This window comes from Vibrio sp. R10-SG3-ISO10 (genome assembly GCF_059834185.1).
Genome location: NZ_JCBDHG010000017.1, coordinates 139865 through 166613 on the forward strand (window position 1 = coordinate 139865; position 26749 = coordinate 166613).

At 44.3% G+C, this 26749-nt stretch carries 29 protein-coding genes and 1 pseudogene; 11 read left to right on the plus strand and 19 right to left on the minus strand.

The window, feature by feature from the left end; genetic code table 11:
* Window positions 1-31: 31 nt before the first annotated feature.
* Window positions 32-454, minus strand: coding sequence for an organic hydroperoxide reductase Ohr (ohr, locus tag AC6R16_RS08665; RefSeq protein ID WP_500674143.1), 423 nt, complete (start codon window positions 452-454; stop codon window positions 32-34).
* Window positions 455-565: 111 nt separating this feature from the next.
* On the opposite strand from ohr, the gene ohrR reads away from it, so the two are divergent.
* Window positions 566-1027, plus strand: a complete 462-nt coding sequence (ohrR, locus tag AC6R16_RS08670) for a transcriptional regulator OhrR (protein ID WP_500641886.1) — start codon at window positions 566-568, stop codon at window positions 1025-1027.
* On the opposite strand, the gene AC6R16_RS08675 is transcribed toward ohrR, so the two are convergent.
* Window positions 1024-1443 (minus strand): BLUF domain-containing protein, encoded by a 420-nt coding sequence (locus tag AC6R16_RS08675; protein ID WP_500674144.1) that lies wholly within the window; start codon window positions 1441-1443, stop codon window positions 1024-1026. The genes ohrR and AC6R16_RS08675 overlap by 4 nt on opposite strands.
* 99 nt (window positions 1444-1542) lie before the next feature.
* Between AC6R16_RS08675 and AC6R16_RS08680 the strand changes: the two genes are divergently transcribed.
* On the plus strand, window positions 1543-2091 hold the full coding sequence (locus tag AC6R16_RS08680) for a GNAT family N-acetyltransferase (RefSeq protein WP_500674145.1): 549 nt from the start codon (window positions 1543-1545) through the stop codon (window positions 2089-2091).
* A 46-nt stretch (window positions 2092-2137) separates the two neighbouring features.
* On the opposite strand, the gene AC6R16_RS08685 is transcribed toward AC6R16_RS08680, so the two are convergent.
* From AC6R16_RS08685 to AC6R16_RS08700, 4 genes are all read right to left on the minus strand, one after another.
* Window positions 2138-2899 (minus strand): SDR family oxidoreductase, encoded by a 762-nt coding sequence (locus tag AC6R16_RS08685; protein WP_500674146.1) that lies wholly within the window; start codon window positions 2897-2899, stop codon window positions 2138-2140.
* A gap of 84 nt (window positions 2900-2983) precedes the next feature.
* A complete protein-coding gene (locus AC6R16_RS08690) occupies window positions 2984-3598 on the minus strand; it encodes a Crp/Fnr family transcriptional regulator (protein WP_500674147.1) in 615 nt (204 codons plus the stop codon).
* Between the two features lie 13 nt (window positions 3599-3611).
* A complete protein-coding gene (locus tag AC6R16_RS08695) occupies window positions 3612-4298 on the minus strand; it encodes a DNA-3-methyladenine glycosylase I (RefSeq protein ID WP_500674219.1) in 687 nt (228 codons plus the stop codon).
* A 97-nt stretch (window positions 4299-4395) separates the two neighbouring features.
* Complete coding sequence (locus AC6R16_RS08700) at window positions 4396-5262, minus strand: LysR family transcriptional regulator (RefSeq protein ID WP_500674148.1); 867 nt, start codon at window positions 5260-5262, stop codon at window positions 4396-4398.
* 105 nt (window positions 5263-5367) lie between these two features.
* Between AC6R16_RS08700 and AC6R16_RS08705 the strand changes: the two genes are divergently transcribed.
* The 3 genes from AC6R16_RS08705 (at window position 5368) to AC6R16_RS08715 (ending at window position 7550) form a co-directional block, all read left to right on the plus strand.
* Entirely contained in the window at window positions 5368-5664 is a 297-nt protein-coding gene (locus tag AC6R16_RS08705) for a putative quinol monooxygenase (RefSeq protein WP_500674149.1), read from the plus strand.
* Window positions 5664-6644, plus strand: a complete 981-nt coding sequence (locus AC6R16_RS08710; RefSeq protein WP_500641893.1) for a Gfo/Idh/MocA family protein — start codon at window positions 5664-5666, stop codon at window positions 6642-6644. The genes AC6R16_RS08705 and AC6R16_RS08710 overlap by 1 nt, the downstream gene beginning before the upstream one ends.
* 204 nt (window positions 6645-6848) lie before the next feature.
* On the plus strand, window positions 6849-7550 hold the full coding sequence (locus AC6R16_RS08715) for a substrate-binding periplasmic protein (protein ID WP_500674150.1): 702 nt from the start codon (window positions 6849-6851) through the stop codon (window positions 7548-7550).
* Between the two features lie 62 nt (window positions 7551-7612).
* On the opposite strand, the gene AC6R16_RS08720 is transcribed toward AC6R16_RS08715, so the two are convergent.
* The 10 genes and pseudogenes from AC6R16_RS08720 to AC6R16_RS08765 all read right to left on the minus strand — a co-directional run bounded on the left by AC6R16_RS08720 (window position 7613) and on the right by AC6R16_RS08765 (window position 17844).
* Window positions 7613-8212, minus strand: a complete 600-nt coding sequence (locus tag AC6R16_RS08720; protein ID WP_500674151.1) for a thiol:disulfide interchange protein DsbA/DsbL — start codon at window positions 8210-8212, stop codon at window positions 7613-7615.
* An 88-nt stretch (window positions 8213-8300) separates the two neighbouring features.
* Complete coding sequence (locus AC6R16_RS08725) at window positions 8301-8672, minus strand: hypothetical protein (RefSeq protein WP_500641896.1); 372 nt, start codon at window positions 8670-8672, stop codon at window positions 8301-8303.
* A gap of 78 nt (window positions 8673-8750) precedes the next feature.
* Window positions 8751-9050 (minus strand): DUF2834 domain-containing protein, encoded by a 300-nt coding sequence (locus AC6R16_RS08730; protein ID WP_500641897.1) that lies wholly within the window; start codon window positions 9048-9050, stop codon window positions 8751-8753.
* Window positions 9051-9162: 112 nt separating this feature from the next.
* Window positions 9163-9710: pseudogene (locus AC6R16_RS08735) on the minus strand (DinB family protein).
* A 74-nt stretch (window positions 9711-9784) separates the two neighbouring features.
* Complete coding sequence (locus AC6R16_RS08740; RefSeq protein WP_500674152.1) at window positions 9785-10621, minus strand: DMT family transporter; 837 nt, start codon at window positions 10619-10621, stop codon at window positions 9785-9787.
* 132 nt (window positions 10622-10753) lie between these two features.
* Window positions 10754-11002: a hypothetical protein gene (locus AC6R16_RS08745; protein WP_414931195.1), complete on the minus strand. Its 249-nt coding sequence runs from the start codon at window positions 11000-11002 to the stop codon at window positions 10754-10756.
* Between the two features lie 246 nt (window positions 11003-11248).
* The gene (trhO, locus tag AC6R16_RS08750; protein WP_500674153.1) at window positions 11249-12226 is read right to left on the minus strand and encodes an oxygen-dependent tRNA uridine(34) hydroxylase TrhO; all 978 of its coding nucleotides are present in this window, start codon (window positions 12224-12226) and stop codon (window positions 11249-11251) included.
* 189 nt (window positions 12227-12415) lie between these two features.
* A complete protein-coding gene (locus AC6R16_RS08755) occupies window positions 12416-15223 on the minus strand; it encodes an Hsp70 family protein (protein ID WP_500674154.1) in 2808 nt (935 codons plus the stop codon).
* A 57-nt stretch (window positions 15224-15280) separates the two neighbouring features.
* A complete protein-coding gene (locus tag AC6R16_RS08760; RefSeq protein ID WP_500674155.1) occupies window positions 15281-17212 on the minus strand; it encodes an Hsp70 family protein in 1932 nt (643 codons plus the stop codon).
* Window positions 17212-17844 carry a DUF2760 domain-containing protein gene (locus AC6R16_RS08765; protein ID WP_500674156.1) on the minus strand — a complete coding sequence of 211 codons (633 nt, stop codon included), beginning with the start codon at window positions 17842-17844 and terminating at the stop codon, window positions 17212-17214. Before AC6R16_RS08765 ends, AC6R16_RS08760 begins: the two co-directional genes overlap by 1 nt.
* A 321-nt stretch (window positions 17845-18165) precedes the next feature.
* Between AC6R16_RS08765 and AC6R16_RS08770 the strand changes: the two genes are divergently transcribed.
* The 5 genes from AC6R16_RS08770 to AC6R16_RS08790 all read left to right on the plus strand — a co-directional run bounded on the left by AC6R16_RS08770 (window position 18166) and on the right by AC6R16_RS08790 (window position 22497).
* Window positions 18166-19695 carry a sensor domain-containing diguanylate cyclase gene (locus AC6R16_RS08770; RefSeq protein WP_500674157.1) on the plus strand — a complete coding sequence of 510 codons (1530 nt, stop codon included), beginning with the start codon at window positions 18166-18168 and terminating at the stop codon, window positions 19693-19695.
* Window positions 19696-19783: 88 nt separating this feature from the next.
* On the plus strand, window positions 19784-20314 hold the full coding sequence (locus AC6R16_RS08775; RefSeq protein WP_500641927.1) for a 3'-5' exonuclease: 531 nt from the start codon (window positions 19784-19786) through the stop codon (window positions 20312-20314).
* Between the two features lie 306 nt (window positions 20315-20620).
* On the plus strand, window positions 20621-21286 hold the full coding sequence (locus AC6R16_RS08780; RefSeq protein WP_500641928.1) for a hypothetical protein: 666 nt from the start codon (window positions 20621-20623) through the stop codon (window positions 21284-21286).
* Between the two features lie 94 nt (window positions 21287-21380).
* Window positions 21381-22058: a winged helix-turn-helix domain-containing protein gene (locus AC6R16_RS08785; RefSeq protein ID WP_500674158.1), complete on the plus strand. Its 678-nt coding sequence runs from the start codon at window positions 21381-21383 to the stop codon at window positions 22056-22058.
* On the plus strand, window positions 22051-22497 hold the full coding sequence (locus AC6R16_RS08790) for a hypothetical protein (protein WP_500674159.1): 447 nt from the start codon (window positions 22051-22053) through the stop codon (window positions 22495-22497). Before AC6R16_RS08785 ends, AC6R16_RS08790 begins: the two co-directional genes overlap by 8 nt.
* On the opposite strand, the gene AC6R16_RS08795 is transcribed toward AC6R16_RS08790, so the two are convergent.
* The 3 genes from AC6R16_RS08795 to AC6R16_RS08805 all read right to left on the minus strand — a co-directional run bounded on the left by AC6R16_RS08795 (window position 22494) and on the right by AC6R16_RS08805 (window position 25291).
* Entirely contained in the window at window positions 22494-22943 is a 450-nt protein-coding gene (locus tag AC6R16_RS08795) for a tellurite resistance TerB family protein (protein ID WP_500641931.1), read from the minus strand. The two genes, AC6R16_RS08790 and AC6R16_RS08795, sit on opposite strands and share 4 nt — an antisense overlap.
* A gap of 77 nt (window positions 22944-23020) precedes the next feature.
* Window positions 23021-24922: an alkaline phosphatase D family protein gene (locus AC6R16_RS08800; protein WP_500674160.1), complete on the minus strand. Its 1902-nt coding sequence runs from the start codon at window positions 24920-24922 to the stop codon at window positions 23021-23023.
* Between the two features lie 3 nt (window positions 24923-24925).
* Window positions 24926-25291: a VC1380 family protein gene (locus AC6R16_RS08805; RefSeq protein WP_004743343.1), complete on the minus strand. Its 366-nt coding sequence runs from the start codon at window positions 25289-25291 to the stop codon at window positions 24926-24928.
* Between the two features lie 117 nt (window positions 25292-25408).
* Here AC6R16_RS08805 and AC6R16_RS08810 point away from each other — a divergent pair, with 117 nt between their 5' ends.
* Window positions 25409-26734, plus strand: a complete 1326-nt coding sequence (locus tag AC6R16_RS08810) for a MipA/OmpV family protein (protein WP_500674161.1) — start codon at window positions 25409-25411, stop codon at window positions 26732-26734.
* The last annotated feature ends 15 nt before the right edge of the window (window positions 26735-26749 follow it).

Sequence of the window (26749 nt, forward strand, 5' to 3'; positions counted from 1 at the left end):
CGGCATTTTCGTCTATACCAATCAATACCAATTAGATTGCTTGGCCATTTACCGTGACTTCTACGTCGATGTTACCGCGCACAGCGTTTGAGTAAGGGCACACTTGGTGCGCAACTCGCACGAGCTCAAGTGCTTGTTCTTGAGGTAGGTCGATTGATGCAGCAAGGCTTACCGTTAGCGCAAAACCGCCTTGTTCGTTCGGACCAATCCCAACCTCTGCTGTCACTGGTGCTTCTTTTAAAGCCACTTTACCTTCGCGGGCCACATGCAAAATAGCATTTGAAAAACAGGCTGAGTAACCTGCGGCAAATAGTTGTTCTGGGTTGGTAGCAGCGCCAGTACCACCCATTTCTTTCGGATAAGCAAGCTCTAATTCAAGTAAGCCATCGTCTGTTTTAACCGAACCATTTCTGCCTGCTAGTGCTGTTGCTTGAGTTTTGTATAGTGTAGTCATGTTTGCATCCTTATTTTAAGTTGTGTGCAATCTAATTGTTTGCAATGTTAGATCGAAACAAAGTTTGAATGCAAGTATATTGTGCGCAATTTAACTTAAAAGGGTGGTGGAATGAGTTACTGCGATAGCAAGAAACAGCTAACTGAAGAAGAGAGTTTATTGTTAGAGAATCAGGTTTGTTTTCCGCTCTATAGCGCTTCCAATGCGGTGATTCGAACCTATCGCCCGTTATTAGACTCCCTAGACCTCACTTACTCCCAATATCTTGTCATGATGGTACTGTGGGAAAGTGATGGGATTAGCGTCAAGGATATTGGTGCAAGATTGCATCTCGATTCTGGCACGTTAACCCCTTTATTGAAGCGGCTTGAAGCTAAAGGCTTTGTCCTAAGAGGAAGAAGTGAACTAGATGAAAGAGTTAGGGTGTTAAAACTCAGTGAAGAGGGTCGTTTACTTAAAGCTAAAGCACTCGCCATCCCCGCTGAGATGAAATGTAAGATTCAACTCGACCTCGATGAACTAATCATGCTCAAGAAGTTATGCGAAAAAGTGATAGGAACACTCGAGCATTAAACGGATGGTAGAGATTCTTTGAGCTCAAGCAACAGCTTATAAGCGCTCTTTCCAGACATTTTGTAAGGATTGAATTCACTCGAACCCGAATATCTTAGATTGATTGGAGCTGTCAGGCTGGAAGAGGGGATGTAGCCCATCGACCAATTGCTGAACTCTCGAGCACTGATTTCTTGATAGTCGAGCATAATAATATTGTTGTGTCTCTTATCATTGAGAATCCGTTGATAGATATGATTGACGTTCGTTCTTGACCCTTCTAAACATTGAAGGAAAAAGTGGTGATCGAAGCAAAGTAGCCCAGTTACATCAAGTGATTGATTATTCTCTCTCGCAGAATGGATGATGTTTTCAACTGTTGTAAGATCAAACCCTTCTGAAATCGTGCTTGCATAGATCAGTCTCGTTAGAAACATAGAGATTCCTTTCCATCTTCGTGAGTTCAAATTTCGAATTTACTTATAAAACATAGTGCATATTAAAAATATAAACAACGCTAATCAGGAGGAGTAGTTGTGCTAGAAACAAAAAGACTCAAGTTAAGACAATGGAAAGATTCAGATATTGAACCCTATTGCCTGATCAATGCTAACGAGCAGGTGATGCGTTATTTCCCCTCAGTTATGACCAACGAAGAGACCCTAGCTCAAGTAGGACGTGCGCGCAGCTATATAGATAACAATGGCTATGGCTTTTGGGCGGTTGAGCTAAAAAGTACTCAAGAGTTTATTGGCTTTGTGGGTCTGCTTGCGCAAAGTGAAGAAAGTGGTTTACCTAATGCGCCGTTTGTCGAAATTGGCTGGCGACTAGATAGCAAACATTGGGGTAAAGGCTATGCCCCCGAAGCGGCTCAAGCTGCCTTGGCGTTTGCTTTCACGGAATTGAAGCTAGAGCATGTCTACTCATTTACTGCTTTGCCAAACCTACCTTCACAAAGGGTGATGGAAAAAATTGGCATGAGCAACACAGGGCAAGACTTTGACCATCCCAAGTTAGCGAAAGGTCACGAGTTAGAGCGCCACTGCCTGTATAAAATCACTCGCGAGCAGTGGCTAAATAGATAGAAACTAATGGCAGCTGAGGTTGTCATCCGTTTACAAACCAGCATGGTTAGCCGCGGTTAACGATATGGAATCCGAGGTTAGGTAGCAACCTCGATAACCCATAAGCTAACTTTGATAGGCCAATTCTAATTTCTGTGCGGTTACATTTTAATTGTGACAAGATTTGTTGCGCGACTTTTTGTGGTGTCATTGCTTTTACGGTATTTGGCAAGCCATCTTTATGGAAAGGAGTATTCACAAGAGGTGGCAAAACTTCGATGACATTTAAGTCATAATCTTTTGTTTGCTCTCTTAAGCTTTGAGTGAAGCTATGTAGCCCAGCCTTTGCGGCGCAGTAAAATGGATTGGATGCTTTGGGGTTGTAGACCAAACCTGTTGTTACGTTGATCAGCAATGATCTCGGTTGTTTAAGCAAACGCGGAAGAGCGTCTAGTGACATGCCAATATGAGCCTCTAAGTTGTGTTTGATCTCGAGTTCATAATCGTCTAAAGCATCTTCGTTGTGGCTGGTAGGCAGTCTTTCTGTAAGCTTGTGTGATTGGCTCCATCCCGCGTTATTAATGAGTACATCGAATTGTGGGTAGTGTTCATCAAGCCACCGATAAAATGCACCTCGTTCTTCTTTTTGGCTTATATCCATACTAAACGTCACAATGCCACGAGCTTCCAATTGTGAGAGTTTCGTTTTGTCTCTGCCGATGACAATCACTTGGTTCTCTGCTTGAAGACGTTTTACCAGCTCCAAGCCGATCCCTGAACTGCCGCCCGTGACAACGATTGTTTTGCCGATAAGTGGTTCATGTCGCATGATGTTCTCGCTTTGTCTGTTGTTGTTAGCAACAAGATAAACAAAGGCGATAGGGATAACTTTAACAAAGGTTAAAATGGCCCGTTAAGGTGATCTGTTGTATGGGTTTTGTATGCCAAGCTTGGCGCGTACACGTGACAAGGACACTTCGGAAACACCAAGATAAGATGCGATATGATAGTTTGGAAGTGATTGACTTAATTCAGGATATTGCGCGCAGAACTGTTGATATAACTCAGTGAGTGACAATAAAAGCAAATCGGCTTCTCTGCTCTCTTTCTTTAGCGCTAAACGCATTAGCATTGCTTGTGACAAAGCTTGAATCTCTGAGTTGCTAGCTAGAAGATCTTGAAATTGTTTGTATTTAATACAAAAGCAGATGACATTTGAAAGAGCATCGCAACCGAAACGAGCAGGCGAAAGCTGTTGCATCGAAGAAAGGCTAGACGCGACCTCGCCAGTTTGAAGAAAAGTTTTATTACGCCTCGTCCCATCTGGCTTAACGTAGTAGTGACATGCCATACCTGAGCATATAAATTTGATTTCTGGTGTCACGTCACCGGGAAGAAAAACGTGCTCACCAGAGTCATATTTCACGTAACGACCATGGGCTTTGATTTGAGCAAGAGACTGATCAGAAAGTGAAGTTAGTTGTCTTAAAACATCAGCAAGCTTGTCAAATTCGTTGTCATCTTTCACCACACTGCTCCTGTCAAACTCGATTATCACCACAACTGAACGCAATGGTCTGGCTAATTTCTGTCAGTGAGCGACCACTTTCTTGTTGCCAGTGAGTAAAAGCGCTATTGGCTGCTGCAAGAGAGCGTTTGGTGTCTTTGCCCCCTTCAATGATTTTGTAGTTACGTAGGTAGCTTTCAACATCACCCGAGAGGATAAAGGTATCGACACCCATCTGGCGCAAACTGTATGGGCCTGTGTTACCACCAAGGCGGTTACCATGTTTCTTGAGATAACTCCACAGCCCCGTAATGTCTTCACTTGGCCAATTGGCGACCATGTTGGAAAATGAGCCATGCTGTAGAGAAGCTTCGTGCAGCATTTGAGCATTCGCTTGAATGGATTTTACTTTGGCGTGATGGCGAATAATTCGAGTATCGGACGCTTTGTTGTCCCATTGTTCGTCAGAAAGCATCAAGAGTGGTTCAATCTTAAAAGCAAAGAACACCTCTTCAAAGTTAGGCCATTTGTTTCTCACTACCTTCCAAGAAATGCCACTTTGAAACACCTTCATACTGAATGCGGATAGCCAGCGATCATTGGAAATCTGTCTCAGCTGATCCAATTGCAATGGCTTAGATAGTAATGACTCTAGGTTTGCTTCCCCACCTTTACGCTCTGCTGCGCGTTGGTAAATATCGTTGAACTTTTCTAGTGCCACTGTGAGGCTCTCCATAATGTCTTTATCCACTTTAGCGAACATACTAACTTTCTAGCGATTGTTTGTCTGTAGTAAAAGCGGATTGGAGAGCGTATTGTCAAGGCCTTAAAGCTCTTAGCAGATAGTCGGCAAAGGTTCGGTCTTTTAGCGATAACTGTTTGTCTTTATAGACAAGATGAATAGGCTTTGTTGGCAGAGGAAAGCTCTCTAGCACTTGCTCAAGTGCGCCTGACTTCAGATCTTGCTCAAGTAAAATGCGAGGCTGCATAACAACCCCAACATCTTTCAAAGCGGCTTTTCGGAGCACCTCTCCATTGTTCGCCATCAACTTGATATGTTGCCGTGAATCCGATTTCGTACTCGGAGTCTCTGAAATATCGTGATAGCGAAAACCAAGGCAAGAGTGATGAGTCAGGTCGTCAGGCTGAATAATCTTGGTATGCCTAGCTAGGTAATCGGGTGAAGCGCAGTATATAAGCTCATACTCTCCTAGGTATCTTGCCACCAAACTGGAGTCTTTTAGCTGACCAATTCTAATAATAAAATCAGCTTCACTTTTGTATGGGTCGATAACACTGTTGTCTAGCTCCAGATCAACACTGATATCTGGGTATTGAATGATAAAGTCAGACAAGATCGGAGCGAGCGCTTGAGTCCCAAAAGTGACTGGTGCGTTGATTTTTACCGTGCCTTTAGGTTTGTTTTGCAAATCGTAGATTAGGCTTTCAGTATTGCTGATATCTTCCAGTATTCTTTGGCACTCTTTAAGGTAAATTCTTCCAGAGTCGGTTAAGGTTTGCTTTCTTGTCGTGCGATGAATCAGCGGTGTGTTAAGTAAACTTTCGAGATGTTTTATGTGTCTGCCAACCATGGTTGCTGACATAGAAAAATAGTCTGCGGTAAGGCGAAAGTTGCCTTGTTCGGCGACATGGCAAAAAACCTTCATACTGATGAGCTTGTCCATTAAACACTCTGAGTTGTTAAATAAAAAATTTTGACCTAGTTTAACAATCTGAGCGCTGTAATAACATGGTTAGCTTAACGTGAAGAAAACAAGGTTTACTGAATAATGGATTCAACAATTTTTGTCACTGCGGAGCTAAGAGTAAACTCTGATGTTGACCTAGCCGTGGCAAGGAAAGCAATTGAACAGTTTTGCTCGGATATGGAGTCGGAGTCAGGCTGCCAACAGGCGACAGCAACGTTTGACGTTAACGACCCTAGACGTGTCATATTGTGGGAGCGATACGATGACCAGTCAGCGATTGAGGCGCATTTTGCTATGCCGCATACACAAGCGTTTATCGCCCTAGGTATGACAGAGCTGGTCAGTGCAACTAACAGTCATAAAGTGGGAGAAGCATAATGAAGTGGGGCATTCTAGGAACGAGCTTTATCTCTGATGTGATGGCAGCAGCGATTGCAGGAGACAGTGAAAGCGAGCTTTATGCGGTAGCAGGCCGAAACCCACAGACGCTTGAAGAATTTGCTATCAAGCACTCTATTGCCAAGACGTACCTTTCAATGGACGAGTTGATAGAAGATAGTGACGTTGAGGTGGTTTACATTGCATTGCCCAACCATCTTCACCATGACTATGTCATCAAAGCAGCGCAGAAAGGCAAAGCGATATTGTGTGAAAAATCTTTATCTATCGATATGGAAAAAACTCATGCCGCGTTAGATGCGGTTCGCGAGCATGATGTGTTTTTTGCGGAAGGGTTAATGTATCTGAATCACCCGTTGATTCAATCCATTTTAGAGTCGCTTAAGCAGGGCGTAATTGGAGAGGTGAGCAGCATCCAAGGCTCTTACATTGCTGCGATTAGTCAATTTGTTAACCCTGAGAGTAAGGGCGCACTGTATAACTTAGGCTGTTATCCTGTGTCACTAATGCATCTTGTCCTGCAAAATCAATTTGGCGACAGTATCTTCGAAAATACAGAGGTTCAAGCCATTGGGCGCAAAGGGCAAGATGGAAACCTTTGTGAGTCTAGCGCCATCTTCAAATTTGGCCAAAATGTGACAGCTCAAATGCACACAGCAGAAGACCATGGGTTAAAGCATGGTTTCACCATTCTTGGTTCAAAAGGCGCAATCAATCTTACGACCAACCCTTGGCTACCTACAGAAGAAAACCAATACAGTGTCGAAGTTTATGAAACCTCGCAGCAAACAGTTACTGTACCGGCTAAAGGAGATGGGTTCTATTATCAGGTAAGAAACATTAGACAGGCAGTGGAATTGGGCCGCAAGTCACTCGATAGACCGAGTGCCACGCCAGATGACTCGACGCAGATAATGAAACTGCTGACCGATTGGGAGCGAGCAGCGTCTGAACAATGAGCGGCATCTGTGCGCTATCCACAAAAGCCAGAGCAACTTGCTCTGGCTTTTGTGTCTCTATATCACGATTTGGGTCAAGGTGCCTACTTATTGGTAGCGAATAACGGCAATAGCAAAAGTTGCTAGTGAGGTCATATCGCTAGATTGGTGAACATTTTCGGATGAGCCTATATTAAAGGTATGGATTGTTAATAGCTCAGTTTGATGATTAGTAAGACTTTATACGCTTGGATATTCGCTTGGCTGTGTTTTGGCAGTAGCTACGTACACGCACAGTATAAAATGCACTTCTTCTGTCCAGACTTTCCACCCTATACCACCGTTGACAGCACAGGCAGTCATACTGGGATTGGGCTTGATAAAATGAAGTCGATACTGGACTCAGTCGGCGTAGATTACACCATTGAAATTAACTCTAATCACGGGCGTGCATTGGCTGAGCTAAAAACTGGACGCTCAGATGGCTTTTTTATGGCTTCTCAGAACGATGAGCGCGACAAATATGCGGTTTTCTCAGAGTCAGTAATGATCAATCGCTGGGTATGGGTTGTATTAACCAGTCATCATGAAGAGTTTTCTTCTCTCCCCAAGTCAGGGTATACAGTCGCTAGCTTGCTAAACACCAATACAAATCGTTGGCTGACGAAAACGGGTTTTAACTTGGCGCATCCGGCCGAGGGTATAACATCGTTAATTAGCATGTTAGATAGGCGAGAAGTGAATGCCGTATTAGTGGCAGAAGAAGTCTACAATCACAGGTTCAAAAATAACCCCAGATACAAAGTTATCTTACAGGAAGAGAAAGAGTTTGGTGTTTACATCTCCAAATCATTTCTTAATCGTCATCCACAGTTCATGGACAAACTCAACAGGGCAATACGAGCTAGTCAAACTAAGAGGCGATAGCGAGCTGTTGAAATCTAAACAGCCAGAGCAATATGCTCTGGCTTTAGTTTTAAAAATCAGATTTAAAGAGTCAGAAGGTAGTTCACTAACTGATTGTACTCTTCATAAGATCGAATCTTATCCGCTTTGACGATGTACTTGTTGTTCACGACAACCCCCGGAACACCTGTAAGCGTGCTGTTTGCGAACTGCTTGTCGAATCCGCGTTGCATTGAGTTGACTACAAAGCTGTTGTAAGTCGCGTCAAACTTCTCTGCATCAATACCGTTATCAATAAAGATTTGGCGTAACGCTTGCTCATCTTTTGGCGCACTTCGTAGTTCATGTATCTGCTTGAACATAGCAGGAACCATAGTTTCTTCCGCATCTAAAGCAACCATGGTGGCGTAAGACTTCGCCATTGGCACTGCCATGTTTGCGCCCATAAAGGCAACATGAACTTTTTCCAACTTGGCATTGTCAGGCAGAGAGGCTTTTAGGTTCTCAACAACAGGTTCAAACTTGTAGCAGTGAGGACAATAGAATGAGAAAAACTCAGTCACTTTTGGTGTTGCCGATTTATCTGTGTCTAATACCTTGTAATGTGTTCCTTCCTCAAACTGCGCAGCCTGTATCGACAAGGCAAAAATCAAAGAAGAGAAAAGAGTAAATAGCTTTTTCATCGCTTATTCCTATATAAATTCCGATTATCAAATAGCGTTAACCTCCCACTGCGACTGTCGCGGTGAGATGAGTGATTAGAATTGGAAATTAAGCAATAGGAGGACGAAACAGAGTGCGAGAGCGGGTGATGGCTTTACCAATCGTTTCTAATCCTAATGGTGCGAGGATAGGTAGAGGAACTTGTTCGGTAGAGATGGATTGGCTGTTGGTCAGTTTCAGCAGGCAACTTGAGCCACAACAGTGATGGGCAGATGCTTCGCTGTAGCCTTGCAATTTCGGACATTCAATTGGGCTAAGTTGGTATTGGTTCTCGCTACTTAGTCGTTGAGGTGAGATCGGATCGAAAACTTGCTCACTGGCTTGCACGCTTAACGCCGCACTACTGATGAGCAGCAGGCAGGTTACGGCAAACACAGAAAGTATCGAACGACTAAACAACAACTGAGCAATCCATAGCATTGAAGTAACGACAGCTTAACGGAATTTATCATTGAGATAAATGTTTTGTTATCACTGCAAGATTCTTATGGTTAAGCTTTATTTGTGCTTTAAATAGAGATAGAGCGGTAAGCCAAACGAAACGCCAGCAGTCAATGTCCCGAGGATCGCGACAAAACGGCCTCGAACATGGTTCTGTTTCCCATCAACAAGAATAAAGCCAATTAAGGCCACCGCTGCAACAACCACATCAAGCCATGCCATCGCGCTAATTGGATTGGCTATCGCCTGTTCAAATAAAAGTGGAATGTTTAGGCCATTAGCGAACAGCCAAGGCAGGAATGCTGCGTACGGAGCGGCAATCCCCAATACAGTGAGTACAAGATAAAATCGAGACATTGTGAACCTTCTTATTCGTTTATGTATTTTCTAAACAGAAAGACTATCGCTAGACAATTTGACGCTTTCGTTCATTTCATCCTTTAGAAAAGAAAGAGTATGGGATTGAGTCTTAAGCAAATGCACTGGAGCCTTCTGGCACTATGATAGGTAAGTCGGTACAACCAAAGTCACAGTCAAGCTGCGCCAATATTGCGGTAAGCTGACCGCGATGGTGCGTTTGGTGGTTGAAGATATGTTGGCAAAACTCACCGACATTGCGCCTCATTTCTCCCCCTTCGGTGGTGATATAAATCACCGTTTTTGCACAAGTCTCGGCAGTAAAATCCTTCGTCATGTCGATGTAAATCTGGTCGACGAGCGAGCGAAGCGCCTTCAATTCTTCGATGTTTGTTGCAAAGGTATCGTCTACGGCTTTCACAGTGGGTAGCGCTTCAATTTGCTGTGGAGTCAATCGATGGATTTGATTGGTGACCAAGCGTTGCAACATGATTAAATCACCAAACAAAATATGGTTCCAATGCGCCATGACTGATGGGAAAAAGAGTGAGTCTCTTGGCTGAGTTGTTGCGGGCTAAGCTTCTCGCAGACTTGAAGCAATTGTTGATTCATACGCTGGTTGTAGAGCGCCAGCATTCTAAAATTTGAAGATAAATCCATTTGTCTCTTTCCTTGCTCTAATCCAGTTCAGTAAACCTAATCCTTGGTTCTACTGTTTTTGTTTTTTATTGGGCCTAATTGCGGTTCTTTAGCAACGGTTTGGATGATGAAATACCGATCAAATTACCCAACAGCATCAAACCTGCCCCCAGAACCACGCTAATCTGAAAAGGTTCAGCGTAAAGCAAAACTCCGACTAAGGCGATCATTGGCAAACGTAAAAAGTCCATAGTGACAACAAATGAGACTTCCGAACACTGCATTGCTTTGGTCATGCAATAATGGGCAGACAAGGAGGTAAATCCAATCACTAACAGCCACAGCCATTCGATGCCTTGAGGGGGGTGCCAGTTAAGAAGACTAAAGAAAATACCAATAGGCAACTGGATTGCGCACATAAAGAACAGAATGGTAAGCGGGTGTTCGGTACTTGCTAAAGACTTGGTCGAGGCATGGGCAACGGCGTAGCAAAATGCTGCGGCAAGAACGATGAGAGCTGCGGGTGAAATGATATCAAGGCCTGGTTTGACGACGACCAACACACCAGAAAAACCGAGTAAAGCAGCGCAAAGTTTATTACGTGTAAGGCGCTCTCCTAAAAAGAGGCATGCGAGCAGCAGAGTCCACAGAGGGACCGTAAACTCTAAGGCGAACACTTCGGCAAGCGGTAATAAACCAATACCAAGAAACCAGCCATATTGGCCTGCAAAGTGAAACAGATTTCGACTAAGATGCAGTTTGAAACGTTGAGTCCGTAATAGGTAGCGCCTCTTAGCCCCGAAAATCACAACACTAATGATTATTAGTGCAATGATGGTGCGAAAAAAGAGTATTTGGAAGGTATCTAGCTGCTGACTAAGTTCTCTCGCTCCAATTGCCATCAAGCAAAATGAAACGATAGTGCCAAACATCCATGTTATTGCGTTTAAGCTGATATCAAACTCCTTTGCTACGCATCCTGCCTTTCGAGTTCGTCCAAATGATTAAGCAAAGTTTAAACGCTTTTTATAATTGATTCTATAAGTTAAGTGATGGTTTAAGTATCAACTTAGTACATTGACAACTGTGCTAGAACTGTTTGCGGCGAACAGAGGTTTTCCGTTACTCAGCCAAAATTCGAGGTCGTTTTCACCCTCTAACGAGAGCTTATAGCGCGACTCACAGGCACTGTACATGCCGTTGACTTCAAACTCGTCATAACAAGTCTGTAGCTTAATTATCCGGTAGTTACGTGAGCCATTGTTGAAGTAAAAATGGTTCTGTTCGAAGTTAACAGTTTTTAAAAGAGGCATTGAGACGTTCAATGAATCGGCAGTAAGAATGATCATTATTATGTATTGTGTAATAGAGTATGTTAGTGGTCAGATAGAGTGGGCAAAGTGAAGCGATATGTTTAAGTGGCATAATCGCGAAAATGACAATAGTAATGATAAAATTATGTTTAATGTAATACCATTGCAAAGTTTTGGCCATTAAGCCTACAACGTTCAATATCAAAAAGGGAGCAAGAGCTCCCTTTAATCTAAAAGAAATGGGAGTTACCCCTTTCTTTGTGCCGCTTTGCGATCAAGTTTTTCCTGTCGACGTTGAGCAATGGTCTGTTTTGCATCACCACCGACATGAACCTCCCCGCGTTCTACAGCTAATTTAACTTGCTTTTCGCGCTCACGAAAGCGTGCTTTTTGCTCATCAGTATGTTTGTCGGTACACTTAGGGCAACTTACACCTTCTTCGTAATCGGATGAATTGATGTCTTCTTCTGTGATGGGTAAGCGGCAGGCTTTACACATTTCATAACCGCTTTTTTCAAGCTGATGATTAACCGCAACGCGATTGTCAAACACGTAACAGTCACCTTGCCAAAGGCTTTCTTCTTCCGGTACCTCTTCTAGGTATTTGAGAATACCTCCCTCAAGGTGATACACATCGTCAAATCCTTGCTGCTTCATGTAAGCAGTGGATTTTTCGCAGCGAATACCACCGGTACAGAACATAGCGACCTTTTTATGCTTGCTTGGGTCCATGTTCTTAGCGACGTACTCAGGAAACTCACGAAATGTTTCGGTCTGGGGGTTGACCGCGTTTTGGAAAGTGCCAATTTCAATTTCGTAGTCATTACGTGTATCGACGACAAACACTTCAGGATCAGAAATCAGTTCATTCCAATCTTGAGGCTTAACGTAAGTACCAACAACATGGCGTGGGTCGATACCTTCTACGCCTAAAGTTACGATCTCTTTCTTGAGCTTAACTTTGCTGCGATTAAATGGCTGTTTAGTATCGAAAGACTCTTTATAGACGATGTCAGCTAAGCGTTCGTCTTGTTTAAACCATGCAAGAAGCTCATCGATACCTTCTCTGCTCGATGCGACTGTCCCGTTGATGCCCTCGCTCGCAAGCAATAAAGTACCGCGGATACGATGCTTATCCATAAGAGCAATCAAAGGTTTTTGAAGTTCGGTATAGTTTTCAAGCTGCACAAATTTATAGAGCGCGCACACTACGTAGTCAGTCATATCTTGCCTTAGTTTCACTTTCTCAATCTTGAGTTTGCGCTGAGTATAGCGAAGAGTGAGTGCTACAAATACCGACAGAAGATAGGGTTAAGCTTAGAGCTGAAATTCGCTGGTGAGTAAAGGGTTCGTTTATAGATGGCTTCACATAGAAAAAGCCCTCCAATCTAGGAGGGCTACGTGAAAAGCGTCTTACTGATTCACTAAAGTTAAACCACTTGGCAAAGCATCACCAAACACGCGCTTAGATTCGCTTTCTGATAGCTCTTTCACCTCTTCTACCAAGCTAACCCAAGATTCTGGCACCTTGCTTTGTTTTAGCTTCGCAAGAACTTGGTTTCTAAAATCATCAGAAATATCAAACAGACGATCGCCTGTTTTTCTACAGATCATGACCGCGGCAAAAGCAATCATGGGTTCTTTCTGCCAGTTTTGTTCCAGCAACTTAGGTAGCCATTGTTCTGCTTGTTCTCGAGGGATCACGCTGTGCTGACTGCCATACAGTGGAGTACGTGAAGCAAGCCTACCTAACGCCCACCAATGCGCTTGTTCGAACTGGTTATGGTTGATGGCCTTACTTAAGCACCAAGAAGCGAGCAGCACCTTATCTTCCACTTCAAGGTGCTCTAGTGAAGCGGCAAGTCTAACCATAGATTCATAACCCATGTCTTGCGCCGCTTTGGCTGACTGAGGGTTTTTCATCGCCCCTGGGTGAAGGTATTTAGCAATATCACCGAGGATGCTTTCTTGCTGATCTTGGTTTAGCCCCCCGGCAATTCGGCGCCAGAAAACCCACCAATCAGTCCAGCCTTGATGGTTTTTAAACTGAATTCCCTGCTGATATAGCCCCCAAACTTGCTCTATACGCCAAGAATCAGTAGCATCGCCAAAACCCGGACGCAGCGAGAATCCGGCTAAACGTAGCCAGTTTTTTTCATGTGGTTCAGAGCGGCGGCGGCGTTTGCGTCCGAGTGCAAAAGCATCAAACAGCTGACGTAAAGTCGTGAAGTCCCACTCATCACGTTTGCCAAGCTTTCGCTCTAGCTCTTTAGCTAGGGTTTTGATTTCTTTCGAATCCGCGCTTTTCTTGTTGCCACTGTAGATACGAGAAATCAGCTCTTTACATTCGGGCAGGCGTGGGTGGAGACTCTCTTCAACTTGCTCTTCTGCTTGTTGGTTACGAACTTCGAATTCTAATTCCCAACGCTTGGTGTCGTCTTCGACATGGACACACTCCATTTTCAGCGTGCCAACTTCAGTTAGCTGACAGGCGAGCTGAACTTCAACTCGCTCTTTCTGGTTGGCTTGCAGCTCGATTCCTTCACCTTCAAGTGTCGAGATGTAAGGGGGTAGCGGCGCGAATAGGTCTGGGTCAATATCAACCATGACGCCATTTTGAATCGCGGTGTTGTTAGAAAGCGTGTCGTGTGTCGTTGTTAGAAGGTTAAAACGAACAGGTTCGCCCAAAGTTAATGAGAATCGGCGACCGCTTAGCCTAATTTCGTGTCCTTCCTCGGTACCTTTTGATAGCAGGCAGAGTGCTTTGCCCATTTTGTTCTTTTCTTGAAGATGTAAGAAGTAAGAACGTGCTGCTCCACCACCGATTTTAAGTTGCGCGCCTCGGCGAGCCTTACTAAAAGCGACAGCGCCAAGTGCGACTGACCAATCCGGATGAGGGTTATCGAGCACCGTGATATCGTCACCACGCCAGTTGCCAAGCAATTGGGTAACACGCTGAGTGACAAGGTCGCTATTGAACACACCACCGTTGAGCAGGATGCCAACAGGGATAGCGGGCTTGTTGGGATCGCCTTGCTTGAGCGCCGCCATTGAAACTTGCTGATGTTGGCTCAAAAACTCTGCAACATGCTTACTGACCGCAGGGTCGGCGACGTAAGGCAGACCGAACTCAACGACAGCACTGCGTCTTTTATCTGGCGTGTCTGTAAAATCAGACAATGGGAAGAATCCATCTAGAGCAATTTGATGAACTTCTTGCTTTGAAAGGCCGATACTTTTCGTCCCGCCAAGTAATTTAGAACCGCTGCCGAGCATAGTGATCTTCACTTCTTCAGGCGCATCGGGCGAGAGTAAGTTTTCTTTTGCTTTGCGCGTTTGCTGAATCAGTTTGGTTAAGCTAGCTGCGTTGAGCTTTTTACTTTGATTGAAGCGCTGTTCTGCCAGATGAGCTAAAGCAAGGTCGAGATTATCACCACCCAGCATTAAGTGATCACCAACGCCGATGCGATCCAAAGAGAGCTCACCTTGATCGAACTTAGCTTCAATCAAACTTAAGTCGGTTGTACCACCACCAACATCACAGACGAGAATTAACGGAAGATCTTTTAGCTCTTCTGCTGCGCTTTGCTGGTGGCGCGCATACCAGTCGTAGCAAACCGCTTGTGGCTCTTCGAGAAGCACAATTTTATTTAACCCAGCTAGCTGCGCGGCTTCAAGGGTAAGTTTTCGCGCTGTTTCGTCGAAGGAAGCAGGAACCGTCACCACCACTTCTTGGTCTTCGAGTTTATTGCTTGGATTGCGATAGTTCCAAGCAAGTCGAATGTGGTTCAGGTAGCTTGCGCTGGCGATAACAGGTGAGACTTTATCGACATCCGTTGCTCCTGCCCAAGGCAAAATGTCGGAGCTTCGATCTACGGCTTGGTGTGAGAGCCAGCTTTTGGCACTAGAAACTTGGCGACCTTCCACTTTGGCACCGAGCTCTCGCGCCCATTCGCCAACAATCACTTGGCTAATGTCACCAGCGACGGGTTCGTTATCCCATGGCAGCGTTAAGTCTGATGGGGAGACTTGACCTGCCGCTGGGTGATAACGGAAAGAGGGCAGCAATGGCTTGCGGACGACTTCACCCGGGCCAATTAACTGGTCTATTTCAAATAGGGAAACGGCAGAGTTTTGTAGGTCATCGGTGATTTCACAGAATGCGACAACCGTATTGGTTGTACCTAAATCAATACCGACTAAGAATCGAGGAGATGCCATAGATAACCTTATTTGCGGACAACTTAAAACAACGGCACCCAGAGGTGCCGTTAATCGTTATGCTTGTTCTGAGTTCGAGCTTGCGTCTTCGCGGACATCAAACTCTACATGCCATTTCTGCCCATTGTCAGCAGCGATAGCTTCAAGATACAAAGTACCGAGTTCAGTGACGCGTGATGCAAGAGTCACCGGAACCACTTCACCTTCACGGCGACCTTCAGATACAGGCAGCGTGACTTGAATCTCAGGCAGTTCGTCTAGCTCTTCAGGAGCCCAATGGTCTAGATGAGTACCAGCGATGTCGTCACGACGAACGGTAGAACCAAAGAATTGGAAGTTAACCGGCTGACCAATGATAAGTCCAAACTCTTGGCTTGGAACATCAGCGCTGGAGCCTTCTTCCATACCAAATGGAGCCACACACAGTGCTTCCATCGGTGGTGCCATACCTGGAATCGCTGGCATCGCGCTTTCAATACCTACATAGTAGCTAGACGCGATACCACCGCGAATTCGAACGCCTTGTCCTCGGCGAACGCTGCCGTAGTATGAAGCCCCGCTAGCCACGGCCAGATCGAGGTCAACACCAGTCAAACGCTTCGCCATCTCGCTATCAACATCAATCAACCATTCGTTGAGCGTTTCTTCGAGGCGATTAGCAAGCAGTGTTGACTTCAGTACGCCACCGTTAAACAAAATCGCTGTCGGTTTGATGAAATCAGAAGATTGAGTGGATTCCCCCCCCGGCATGCCTGGCATATTGGCAAATGGGTTGTACTCTTGCTGTGCTTCAGAGCCAGATAGTGCATTGGCTTGTTTGGTTAAGAAAGCAGCAATGTGGCGAGTGATACCTGCATCTTGAGCGTAAGGCAGGCCCATTTGAGTCAATGCGCCACGGTTACGCTGAACGGGATGCTCACTGACAGCAACTTTAGGGAAAAATCCATCAACAAGAGTTTGTTGAACTTCTTGCTGAGTAAGCTCTGTTTTAAGCGTTGCACCTAGCAGCTTAGAACCACGACTCGGTACAACGATAGGCACAGATTGCAGCTCGCTATCATTTAATAGCGCCTCTTTTGCATCGCGACATGCATGGGTCATTGCTTGAACTTGCCATGGCTGAAGCTCTTTGCCTTCTTGAGCAAGCTTCATCTTAAGGCGATAAGCCAGTGCAAGATCCATATTGTCGCCACCCAATAGGATATGTTCACCGACAGCGATGCGGTTCAACGTTAGGTTACCTTCTTCCTCTGTCACCTCGACAAGAGAAAGGTCGGTAGTACCACCACCGATATCAACTACAAGGACAATATCGCCAACAGAGACTTCATCGCGCCATTTGTCGTTGCTGTTATCAATCCAGTTGTAGAGCGCAGCTTGTGGCTCTTCAAGTAGTGTTAAATGAACAAAGCCTACATTGCGAGCAGCTTCTGCAGTAAGATCTCGTGCTGCAGGATCGAACGATGCAGGAACAGTGATGGTCACATCTTGATCGGCTAAAGGATTATTTGGGTTTGAATGATCCCAAGCTTGTTTTAGGTGCTCTAGATAAAGCTCAGTGGCACGCAGCGGTGACACCTTTTCAACTTCTTCAGGACTACCTGCCGGTAGAAATGCATCGCGACGATTCACGCCACCATGACAAAGCCAAGATTTCGCACTGGCAATTAGGCGAATTGGTGTTTTAGCCCCCAAATTGCGCGCGATAGCACCAACAAGAGCTGTTGGCTCAGATGACCAAGGTAAAACACGCGACGCTGAGTTCATTTCATGTTCGTGCGGTTGGTATAAAAACGAACCGAGTTGGCTGCGATTTTCTACTGTGCCAGGTGCTGTTAATTGAGGAATTGACATTACCTCTACGCGTGCATCTTCGACGCTAGTATCGACATAAGACAGCACGCAGTGTGTGGTTCCTAAGTCAATACCGACGCTAAATTTTGGTGGGTTAGATTCTGTGTTTTGCGCTTGGTTATTCTGGAGTTCCATTACAGCTCAACCTCTGCTGGAGCAATAACAGACGCATCATAGTTCTCTGCAAGCTTTGGCAAATTCATTGCGCTTGCCTTCCAACCTTTGTGAACCAGAGTTCCATTGAAAGGTGCATTACCCGTTACGTTACCCGTTAGGCGAATTTGCTGCGGGTTGAAGCCTTCTTCAATAGTGATGCGAGTTTCTTCGTCTTCATTGCGAATATGCTCAAGCGTTACGTAGTCACTTAGTACTTTTTGACCACCGGTGTGAATAACGCGAGCCGCAGCGCCTACTTCTTCGTCTGAAAACGAGGTTAGGTCTTCTTGTAAGAAATCAATTAGGCGAGCTTCTTGCTGCATAATAGACAGTAGCTGCATTGCTGAATCAGTAGAAGCGGTAGCCAGTTTGGACTCAACTTCAACGACTTTCTCGATGACTTTTTCTACTTCGACCACTTTTTCTACTTCAACGATCTTTTCGACGGGCTTTTCTACTTCAACGATTTTCTCAACTGGTTTTTCTACTACTTTCTCAATGACTTTTGATTTGCGAGAAGTCGCAATAAGAAGCAGTAATACACTTGAAGCAGCAAGACCTGCGTGAAGCATATCGAACGTTTGAGGGATCATTTGTAAATCGAACGTCATGACAATTCTCTTAATGTTTTAGTGTAATGAGAGATGAAGTAAATCTCTGCTTTGGCTCAGAGACGGTATGAGCCTATTTGTTCTGATAAATTGGGGCAAATAGTACCATAATCAAGTCACCATTCTGCTACTAAAAGCGTCTTAATACGGTGTTATAAAGTTCAAGTGATGAGTTTTTATGCAATTATTCACTCAAAAAGAGGTGTACTGCACGGAACGTGAATAGTTTCATATGTAATCGACAATTACGCTTTATGTAACTAAATGGATAAGGCTAGAATGTCGCGGTTATTTTAATGCGTCGTTTCACAAATATGCTTTATGCAACAATTGACTAAAAAGAAGTATTTATACCCGTTCTTAGCGTTTAATTTCACCTTACTGTTGACCTTATATGCGGTCTATTTTGTCTATCAATCACAGTTTAAGTATACAGTTTCATTGGTGGATAAACTTGCAGAGCAACAAGCGGAAAACCTTCAGCAGGTGGTGGAGAGTGATTTACAGTTTATTGGTGCTGGTGCTAATTTCTTCCATGCTACCCAGCCGGAAGATTGGCATCGCTTTCCAGTTTTTGCCGATCAGATAGTTTCAGCTTCTCAAACGCTAATCGCGCTGCAATGGATGCCGCGCATCGAACATAATCAAGTCGCTGCCCATGTTGAAAAGGTAAAGCGAACGTATCCCTTTTATGAGATTTATACCGTGCCGAAAGACGGGCCGAAGACGCTTGGTTACATCATGCGTAACGATGAACCCATCTATCCCGCTTCCGATGTCTATCCCCGAAATCAGGCGAACTTCAATGCGCTCGGCTATTACTCGTCTCGGTTGCGTTTTCAGCTAGTGCTTGATGGTATTCGCGAAACTGGACAGCCAAGTGTTTCTGACAAAATTCGTTTGTTACAAGACGGCTTTGACAGAAGCTTGGCAAAGACTGGATTACTGGTTTATCACCCAGTGTTTAGTGCGGAAAATGCTAAAGAGTTAGTTGGTGTGGTGATCGGTGTTATCCGTTCTACCAAATATTTCGAATCAATCGTGGTCCGTACAGCTACTGAGCAAGACTTGCTGGTCAAAGTGACGGATATGGGCTTCGACGCCGAAGACGACCCGATCTTATATGAAAGCAATAACTGGGATGCAACTAGCGGTATTGAGATTACCAAACGCGTCGTATTACCCAATCGAGAATGGATTGTTGATTTCAAACTCGACAGAAAGGTGACGGATAATGATCGTTTTGTATTGGTTGGAATCTTTATGGCTGGGCTTGTTATCGCATGCCTATCAAGTTACATAGTATTGCTATTAATTCGTGACAAAGAACATCTTGAAGTCTTGCTTGATGAACGTACCGAAGAGCTGCAATTCTTAGTGGATCACGACACGCTAACGGGGATATATAACCGCCGGGCGTTCAGTCGATATTTGACAGATAAAGTCAGCAAGCAGAACTCTTTTGCTTTAGTGGGATTTGACGTGGATAAGTTTAAGCTCATTAATGACCACCACGGGCACGTAGCGGGAGATGAAATGCTCTGTCATGTCGCTAGGGTTGTTCAAAGTCACTTAGAGCCAGGGGATGTCTTTGTCCGCATGGGAGGCGATGAGTTTTGTATCATCTCTCACATTACTGATCGCTATGAGCTGTTTAACTATCTGGACAGGATTGGTCGCGCAGTAGCAAGTTCAAAGTATGAGTTTGATGGAAGAATTATCCAATGCTCACTCAGTATCGGTGCTGCGATTCGTCGCTTAGAAAACGAAGAGGACATTATGCAAGCGTCAGATGCTCAACTTTATAAGAGTAAGCAAGCAGGGCGAAACTGCGTTTCAATTGCAGAATAACTAGCCAGTCAGTGTGTTGATATTCGAGTTTTGACGTATTCTATTGTAGACTTTTGCGCTTTCAGATTATTTTGAACAAAGGCGAACCATGAACCATAACCGTGTAGTTTGTTTCGATCTAGAAATGTGCTGTTGGAATGAAGACGGTGTCGGTACCACTGGCGAAATCATTGAAGTAGGGCTTGCAGAGATTGACCTTGTAAAAGGGGAGATCGTTAAGCGGGCACAATACTACGTAAAACCAGAAACAGATGAAGTCTCGCTATTTTGTTCTCAGTTAACAGGAATCACCCCACGTAAAATTGAAAAGCAGGGCCGTCCACTAGAAGAAGTCCTCAAATCTATGGTCAAAAATTTTGGTGGTACGAACAAAATATACGCTGCTTGGGGTCGAGATGATCTCGTGCTAAGGCAAGAGTGCTTAGATAAGGGCATTGATACCCCATTTAATGAGTTTATCAACTTAGCCACCTTGTTCCGAATTCAAAACCGACTTAAAGACAAACGAATCGGGCACAAAGCGGCACAAGAGAGCAAAGGTATAGAGTGGGAAGGTCGTCAGCACTCGGGTTATGTTGATGCCTATAACCTAGCCAAATTGGCCTTAACTATGCTTTAAACACAAAAGGAGCCTCGGCTCCTTTTGTGTTTAAGTAGTTTGCAAATAGCGAGTGAAAGATACAGCAAACTAATTTGGTGTATCTAAAAAAAACTAAATACCTAATCTAAAGATCCTACTCGCTACAATTCATAGATTTTTAATATTAAAAGTGCTTGTTTGCCATTCCTCTGATTTCTAGTCCTGATAGCCTCTAAACGTCTGTTAACAAGAGGTGGAGTAGAAGTAAATATGGTTACATTGATACCTGTTTTCTTTACATCGATATCTCTAGGAGACCATTAATTTTTAATAACGAGGTATTGAATGAAGCTAAATTACAAGGTGTTTTTGTTGGCGGTTTTAACCTGCTTTTCTTTGCAGTCACAAGCGGGGGCGTTTGCGGTCACGGTTGCTTGGAAAACTCAAGATTCCCAAGCAGTGTTTGACATGATGCCAGCGCAAAAAAAAGCGTTTGCGAACTTGGTAGATGCTGGTTACATCAAGGACATGTTTGTTACTTCAAGTCGTATCGGGGAGCAGGATTTCCCTATCATTCGATTTGTTATGCAAGCGGAAAGCGAACAAGAAGTAAGACGTAAATTGTCTAACCTGCCTTTTTCACACAATCAAATGGTGGAGTTTGAGGAAATTCGTGATTTGGGAAGTAAGTGGCTTGATAGTGTTCCAGCGTTTGAAAACTATGCGCTTGAGCTTGAGTGGCAAGAGCCAACCGATGCACTTTTAGTTGATAAAGTGCTGGCGGCTGATTTGCAAAAAGTAGTCGATTGGACGAATCAAGGTAAAGTGACGTCAGCCTACTTGAAAAATGATGGTATCGCAGGAACCGAGTTTGTCCGACCTCTGTATTCAATTGCAGTGTTGGCAAAAAATGAGCAGGATGCCGAGTCGATTGCTAATCAGCTTGAGGCAGTAAGGCTAGGCTTAGCGAAAGTCAGCGTCATGAAGCTCGGATTCAAACTAGAAATATAGCGCTTGGCTTGCGAGTTCAACACCAAGACACATAAAAAAGATATTGTATTGAAGGCTACTGCTATGAAGTAGCCTTTTCTAATTAAGTAAAGTCATGAATGAGAAAGCCCTTTTAGAGTTTTGTTTTGAGCATCGCCTGTTGAAAGCTGCGAACAGTGATGAAAAGGTCGTATTATCCAATTCTGAACTGCATATTTGTTGGTTGTTGTGGCGCGCTTATGGCGATGTAATAAGTCGTGCAGAACTACTGACACAATGTTGGTCAGGGAAAGTTGTAACGGAAAGCTCCTTAAACGTTGCTATCAAAAACGTACGTCAAGCTCTTGCTTCACTGGGTGTCGATATCGAAATTCACACTGTGCCGCGCGTTGGCTATCAAATGCGAAACACCCGTTTCACAGCCGGCAGAGATGCAAAGCTAACACATTTAGACTTACAGAATAAACCTCGCTCTAGGCTTTCGTTACGAGTCAGGAGCGTATTTTGTTTGGTTTTGCCACTGTTGATCTGGTTTGTGTTGTTTGAGCTGATATGCATTTTGGACAAAGAGACTAAGGGAAGGGTTGAAGTGGTGTCATACGGTATTGATATTGAACAACCTCAGTTCCAGTGGTTAAACGCATTGGACGATAACATTGAAAAAGTGTTCCTAATGCCTGCCCACACACCTTGCCGAGAAGTTCAAATCGTCGTCTACAGAGCGGGTCAACTGCAAGACGTGACAGACGATTATCAGCTCTCAGATTGTATGGAGAAACTAACGGATGCATAGTGGGATAAGAAGGCTTACTTTGGTCGTAACCTTGTCTGTTGCACTCTATTTTCTCTTAGGGGTTGGAGGTGCGCTTTTTACCAATGAACGTATTCAGTTTCGTACCGATTATCCGTTGGATGGAAAAGAAACTTTAAGGGTTAACCTTAGCCGGATGAAAATTCAAATGTTTTACCTCGGCTACGACGAATATGGTGACGTCTTGGCATCACGTATGTTTAATGGTTGGTTTTTAAAGTGGCTTAACTACTACTTTGTCGCTTCTCTAGAGCAAAGTGATCCACTTGGCCCACAGTCTTGGAGCATCAAAATATTATATATTGAACAGCTTGATCACGATCAGTTTGTATTGATTAGTCACCTTAGAGGAGCTTATGTTACCTGGGATCAGCGCCGTATTCCTCTGAAAGGTATTTTTAGGTCAGAAAGACAACTCTAGCTCTTATCGATGACCTGTATCTTAGCGCGAATAAACTCACTATGGTCAACATACAGTAGTTCTGCGGTTTTCCTAATCACAGAATCTTCTATTGGGTCAATCTCACCATCAGCATTCGCGACTTCCCACATTGCTTTGATCAGCGCGAAGCGGGTTTCTTGGCTCAACTCTCGAAGTTGAGAGGTGAAATCGTAGAGAGAAGCCGAGTCTTTACTGCGCATTTCTGCCCGGCTCAACAGGGTTGTTGCAGCGGTTTCATCTAAATCGAGTAAACGCGTTAACAGGTGGCGTTTCGCTTCAATTTCAACCTGTTCTATTTGATTGTCCGCACCGGCAACTTCACAAAGTAGGCAAGCGATAGCAAGATTGACATCAGGCTGGGTGTTGTGACTTAAGTCGTGGCCCTCAAGTAACTGTTTGAAAAGCGACGTTATTGAATTGAGCATATTGAAAACCTTTGCGATAACACTATTTTTATAAATAGTGCTTATCCGAGAACATCTCAAGGGTCTTTACAAAAACCTTACTTTTCTTTTATCGGGGGGAACTCCCATTCGACTCCATTGCCAGTCAGTATCGAAATCCGTCTTGGTTTACCATGTTCATCCAGTTTTAGCTCGCCCACAGCACTGGTGTTGACTAGGCGACGCACGCCTTCCGTATTGGGATCGCGTTTTTTGACTTTAAGGCGCTTACGCTTGGTCAAAAAGTTAAGCGGCGACCGCGGAGAATAAAGCAGCCTATCTGCATGGTCACAGAAGCCCAGAAGTGGTTCGGGAAACTGATTTTTGAATCCACTACAGGTGATTTGAAAAATGTTTGGGCTACTGCGTCTAAACCTAAGTTTAATGTCGTAGGCGAACGAGTAATGCACATCACCCGATAAGATCACAAAGTTGGTTGGCGTTTTGGTATGAGTAAAGATACTCAAAAGTGTATTGGCGCTGCCGGGGTGAGCCATCCAGTTTTCGGCATCAATGAGTAATGGCTGACCAAGCATCGTTGCACCTTTCTGTAGAGCCTCGATAAATTTGACCCCGAACATAGGTGCCGCAGAGACAATAACGACTTTATCTTGATGCATGAGTTCTTGTTGAAACTCAACCAATGCCTCCCAATCCATGAGACCCGAAGGTTTGTTCATACGAGATTCTGAGCGCCAACGGCGAGTGCGGGTATCGAGCACAACCACTTTAGGAGAACTATGAATTGTGTAGTGCCAACGCTCAAAGGTATAGAGATACTGGATAAAGTTGTCTTGCTGTTGGCCGCCGGGTTGGCTTAAGAACTGCTCAGCGATAGCGAGGAACTCTTGATTGAAGTTGTCTGGTTCGTTTCCCCAGCCTTGGCAGAGCCAATAAGCCGCCAGTCCATTGCCAATGATGCGGTTAGAGAACGGATTGCCGTAGGCCGCTTTTTCCCAACCTATAGTGAGGTTCCAATCATCAGTCACATCATGGTCATCGAAAATCATATAGGTCGGGATGTGAGCAAACAGCCTTTGGACTTGAGGAAGCCCTGCGACAAACTCTTCAATAACCGCTTTCTCTTCACGCCACTGTTGCTGAAATAGTGGGGTTATCGGCTTACCCGCGTGGACAAATTTCTTATCAAGCAAGTTGTTGATATTGAGATAAGGCCAAAGCGTGGGAGACCAGACCAATAAATACATCGCGAAGAACTCGGAAAAAGTCACCAAGTGGTTTTCTGCTTCGCGAGAACTAAAAATAGGCGTATTGCGGTGTGGGAACAGTCTCGTAAGCCAACTGCCATCGTCAACATAATGAGGCAGAATGTTGTCACGACCATAATAACAATCAGGGTGAGCGTATAATTCTTGGCTTGAACTGATGGGCGCTTGCACAAACTGCTCATCTGGCAGGCCAAGCAATTTGATGGTCTGTAAAATAGCATCAAGTGTTGGCCCTGCAACATGATCCGCATAGATCTGGTCACCACTCATCATGAGCAGGTCTGGGCGCTCTTCCAAAGTCTGACGCGCCACTTTCTCGTTAATCTGAATCAGCGCATCTTTACTGGGATGATGTGGGTTACGACAAGACCCGTGAAGGATATAGTCTGCTTTAGTCGAAACCTTAAAAGTCAGCTTCTGTTCATCGCTGTACAGAAGATCAGGATAGAGTGATGTCAGAGAGCCATGTTGGGTAATAAAATCATAGCTGAGAGCGACATTGGTCGGGAAGTCACCTTTGAATTGGGCAAGCGTTAAATAACAGTGTTTACCAATGGCAAGTTGCTGGCATTCGCTGAGGTTTCGCGAGAAAAGTGTCCCTAACTGTGGCTCTAAGTCGAGTTCAAAATGACCACTTATCGGCTCACTAGTCACGAGCCAAAATACAAGTTCTTCAGAGGTGATTTTACGTAGGATTGGTCCGGCAATTAGGAAAGGTAAACTGCTATTCATTGACTACTCAGTTGGTGGCTCAGGGACTTCGGGATCTTCTAGGATTTCGATGATTTCTGAACTGGAAAGTTCATGTCCCATCAAAAATAACGCCAGCATGGCATCTGCTTTGGTCTTTGTATCAGATTGCTCTTCTATAATTTGCTCGAATCGATGACGAATCATTTCAATTTCATGTTCAACAAACCCTCTACCTTCTTCTTCACCTTGCGTCTCTTCAGGCGCGCTATCGAATGAAAGAAACATCATATCGCCGTCGAGACTAGCATCGAGTAGACGCTCAGGTAGCCAGCACTCTCCAGTGACTATGTCTGGATCGGCGTTATCTGGTAAGGACTCGAGTAATCTTTTTAGTTCTGAGGCTTTCACAATTTTTTGATTTAAGAGATCATATCTTTATATTTTAACGACGAATGACCGAGAAACATAAGTATTAACTGTTTTAATTGGTTAGTTTTTGAGTGCTTTAGTCACTTTTGGGGAAAAATGATAACTAGTAAACGTCTGCCAGCGTTAGCTTTTGCTGTCAGTAGCTTAATGTCAACTTCACTGAGTGCAGAAGAAAGCACGGCGATAAGTGAACAAAATTGGGGAATAGCGGCGGTATATCGAACGGCAACCATTCCGTTTGACACCCATGATGGTGATCATACAGTAAGTACATTTGTTCCCATGATGTACTTCAACAATGACTATGTATTTGTAAACGGTCTTGAAGGTGGGGCTTACCTTCATCAAAGTGAAGACGAACAGTTTCAGCTCAATGCTCTTATGAGACTACGTTTTGTCGATATTCCCGCTGCGGTACAAAATGCTAATGAAGGTGACTCGTTCGATTTTGGTGGTCAGCTGAGATATAAGCTAGATGATAAGTGGTGGCTAGATACTGAGCTAATGAGCGATAAAGATTTGCGCTTTCATGCCAACTTACGCGCATCTGCAAAGTATGAATATGGCGATTGGGAGCTAGAGCCACACGCGACGCTACGTTACAAAGATGCAGATTTTAACAGTGAGTATTACGCATTTTCTGCGACAACTAAGCAAACCATTGGCGCCGGGGTTGATGCAAAAGTGGGCCTAAAAGCACGTTACCACGTGCATTCTAATCTTTACCTACTCGGGGCTACCAGTGTGACACGGCTAGACCATAGTGCATATCACTCCGATGCAGTCGAAGATAGATATCAAGGTGAGTTCTATATTGGCTTTGGTTTCTTTAATGACAAGGCCAAAGCACCAAAATCTGAGCTAACTAATAAACGGTATGTTCGCTTTGCACATGGTTGGGCGACGCCATCGAATATCGGTGACATCATCACATTTAATGCCGAAAAAGATCCGTACAACAACCAGATGACTTCGGTGTTTTATGGTCATCCATTGACCGATGAGCTGTTTGGTATTCCTCTCGATATCTATTTTACACCGGGCATCGTTCATCATTGGTCATCAGAGGTGCAGTCCAGTGCAACAGAATATATTGCAGCGATTAAGGCGTATTATACGTTTGATTGGCCAACTAAGTGGCGTTTTGGTGTTGCAGAAGGCATGTCATACATCGACAGCATGACTTATGTCGAAAACGAAGAGATGAAATCCAAGGGCTACACCCCGAGCCACTTGCTTAATTACTTAGATTTCTCGTTTGATGTGAATCTTGGTGATCTTATCAACAATCGAGACTTCGATAACATGTGGCTGGGGTATTCTATCCATCACCGTAGTGCGATATTTGAAAGTGCTTCCCAATATGGACGTATCAAAGGGGGCAGTAACTACAATACCCTTTATTTACAAATAGACTTCTAAACAAATACTGAAGAG

Bases quoted from the DNA above. Each gene is read 5' to 3' on its own strand.
- AC6R16_RS08710 (WP_500641893.1), top strand. From the start codon at position 5,664: ATGAAGTGGGGCATTCTAGGAACGAGCTTTATCTCTGATGTGATGGCA.
- AC6R16_RS08705 (WP_500674149.1), top strand. From the start codon at position 5,368: ATGGATTCAACAATTTTTGTCACTGCGGAGCTAAGAGTAAACTCTGAT.
- AC6R16_RS08755 (WP_500674154.1), bottom strand. From the start codon at position 15,223: ATGGCATCTCCTCGATTCTTAGTCGGTATTGATTTAGGTACAACCAAT.
- trhO (WP_500674153.1), bottom strand. From the start codon at position 12,226: ATGACTGACTACGTAGTGTGCGCGCTCTATAAATTTGTGCAGCTTGAA.
- AC6R16_RS08715 (WP_500674150.1), top strand. From the start codon at position 6,849: ATGATTAGTAAGACTTTATACGCTTGGATATTCGCTTGGCTGTGTTTT.
- ohr (WP_500674143.1), bottom strand. From the start codon at position 454: ATGACTACACTATACAAAACTCAAGCAACAGCACTAGCAGGCAGAAAT.
- AC6R16_RS08785 (WP_500674158.1), top strand. From the start codon at position 21,381: ATGAATGAGAAAGCCCTTTTAGAGTTTTGTTTTGAGCATCGCCTGTTG.
- AC6R16_RS08765 (WP_500674156.1), bottom strand. From the start codon at position 17,844: ATGACGTTCGATTTACAAATGATCCCTCAAACGTTCGATATGCTTCAC.
- AC6R16_RS08720 (WP_500674151.1), bottom strand. From the start codon at position 8,212: ATGAAAAAGCTATTTACTCTTTTCTCTTCTTTGATTTTTGCCTTGTCG.
- AC6R16_RS08795 (WP_500641931.1), bottom strand. From the start codon at position 22,943: ATGCTCAATTCAATAACGTCGCTTTTCAAACAGTTACTTGAGGGCCAC.
- AC6R16_RS08730 (WP_500641897.1), bottom strand. From the start codon at position 9,050: ATGTCTCGATTTTATCTTGTACTCACTGTATTGGGGATTGCCGCTCCG.
- AC6R16_RS08760 (WP_500674155.1), bottom strand. From the start codon at position 17,212: ATGGAACTCCAGAATAACCAAGCGCAAAACACAGAATCTAACCCACCA.
- AC6R16_RS08700 (WP_500674148.1), bottom strand. From the start codon at position 5,262: ATGGACAAGCTCATCAGTATGAAGGTTTTTTGCCATGTCGCCGAACAA.
- AC6R16_RS08770 (WP_500674157.1), top strand. From the start codon at position 18,166: ATGCAACAATTGACTAAAAAGAAGTATTTATACCCGTTCTTAGCGTTT.
- AC6R16_RS08675 (WP_500674144.1), bottom strand. From the start codon at position 1,443: ATGTTTCTAACGAGACTGATCTATGCAAGCACGATTTCAGAAGGGTTT.
- AC6R16_RS08685 (WP_500674146.1), bottom strand. From the start codon at position 2,899: ATGCGACATGAACCACTTATCGGCAAAACAATCGTTGTCACGGGCGGC.
- AC6R16_RS08810 (WP_500674161.1), top strand. From the start codon at position 25,409: ATGATAACTAGTAAACGTCTGCCAGCGTTAGCTTTTGCTGTCAGTAGC.
- ohrR (WP_500641886.1), top strand. From the start codon at position 566: ATGAGTTACTGCGATAGCAAGAAACAGCTAACTGAAGAAGAGAGTTTA.
- AC6R16_RS08740 (WP_500674152.1), bottom strand. From the start codon at position 10,621: ATGTTTGGCACTATCGTTTCATTTTGCTTGATGGCAATTGGAGCGAGA.
- AC6R16_RS08745 (WP_414931195.1), bottom strand. From the start codon at position 11,002: ATGCCTCTTTTAAAAACTGTTAACTTCGAACAGAACCATTTTTACTTC.
- AC6R16_RS08790 (WP_500674159.1), top strand. From the start codon at position 22,051: ATGCATAGTGGGATAAGAAGGCTTACTTTGGTCGTAACCTTGTCTGTT.
- AC6R16_RS08800 (WP_500674160.1), bottom strand. From the start codon at position 24,922: ATGAATAGCAGTTTACCTTTCCTAATTGCCGGACCAATCCTACGTAAA.
- AC6R16_RS08775 (WP_500641927.1), top strand. From the start codon at position 19,784: ATGAACCATAACCGTGTAGTTTGTTTCGATCTAGAAATGTGCTGTTGG.
- AC6R16_RS08780 (WP_500641928.1), top strand. From the start codon at position 20,621: ATGAAGCTAAATTACAAGGTGTTTTTGTTGGCGGTTTTAACCTGCTTT.
- AC6R16_RS08725 (WP_500641896.1), bottom strand. From the start codon at position 8,672: ATGCTATGGATTGCTCAGTTGTTGTTTAGTCGTTCGATACTTTCTGTG.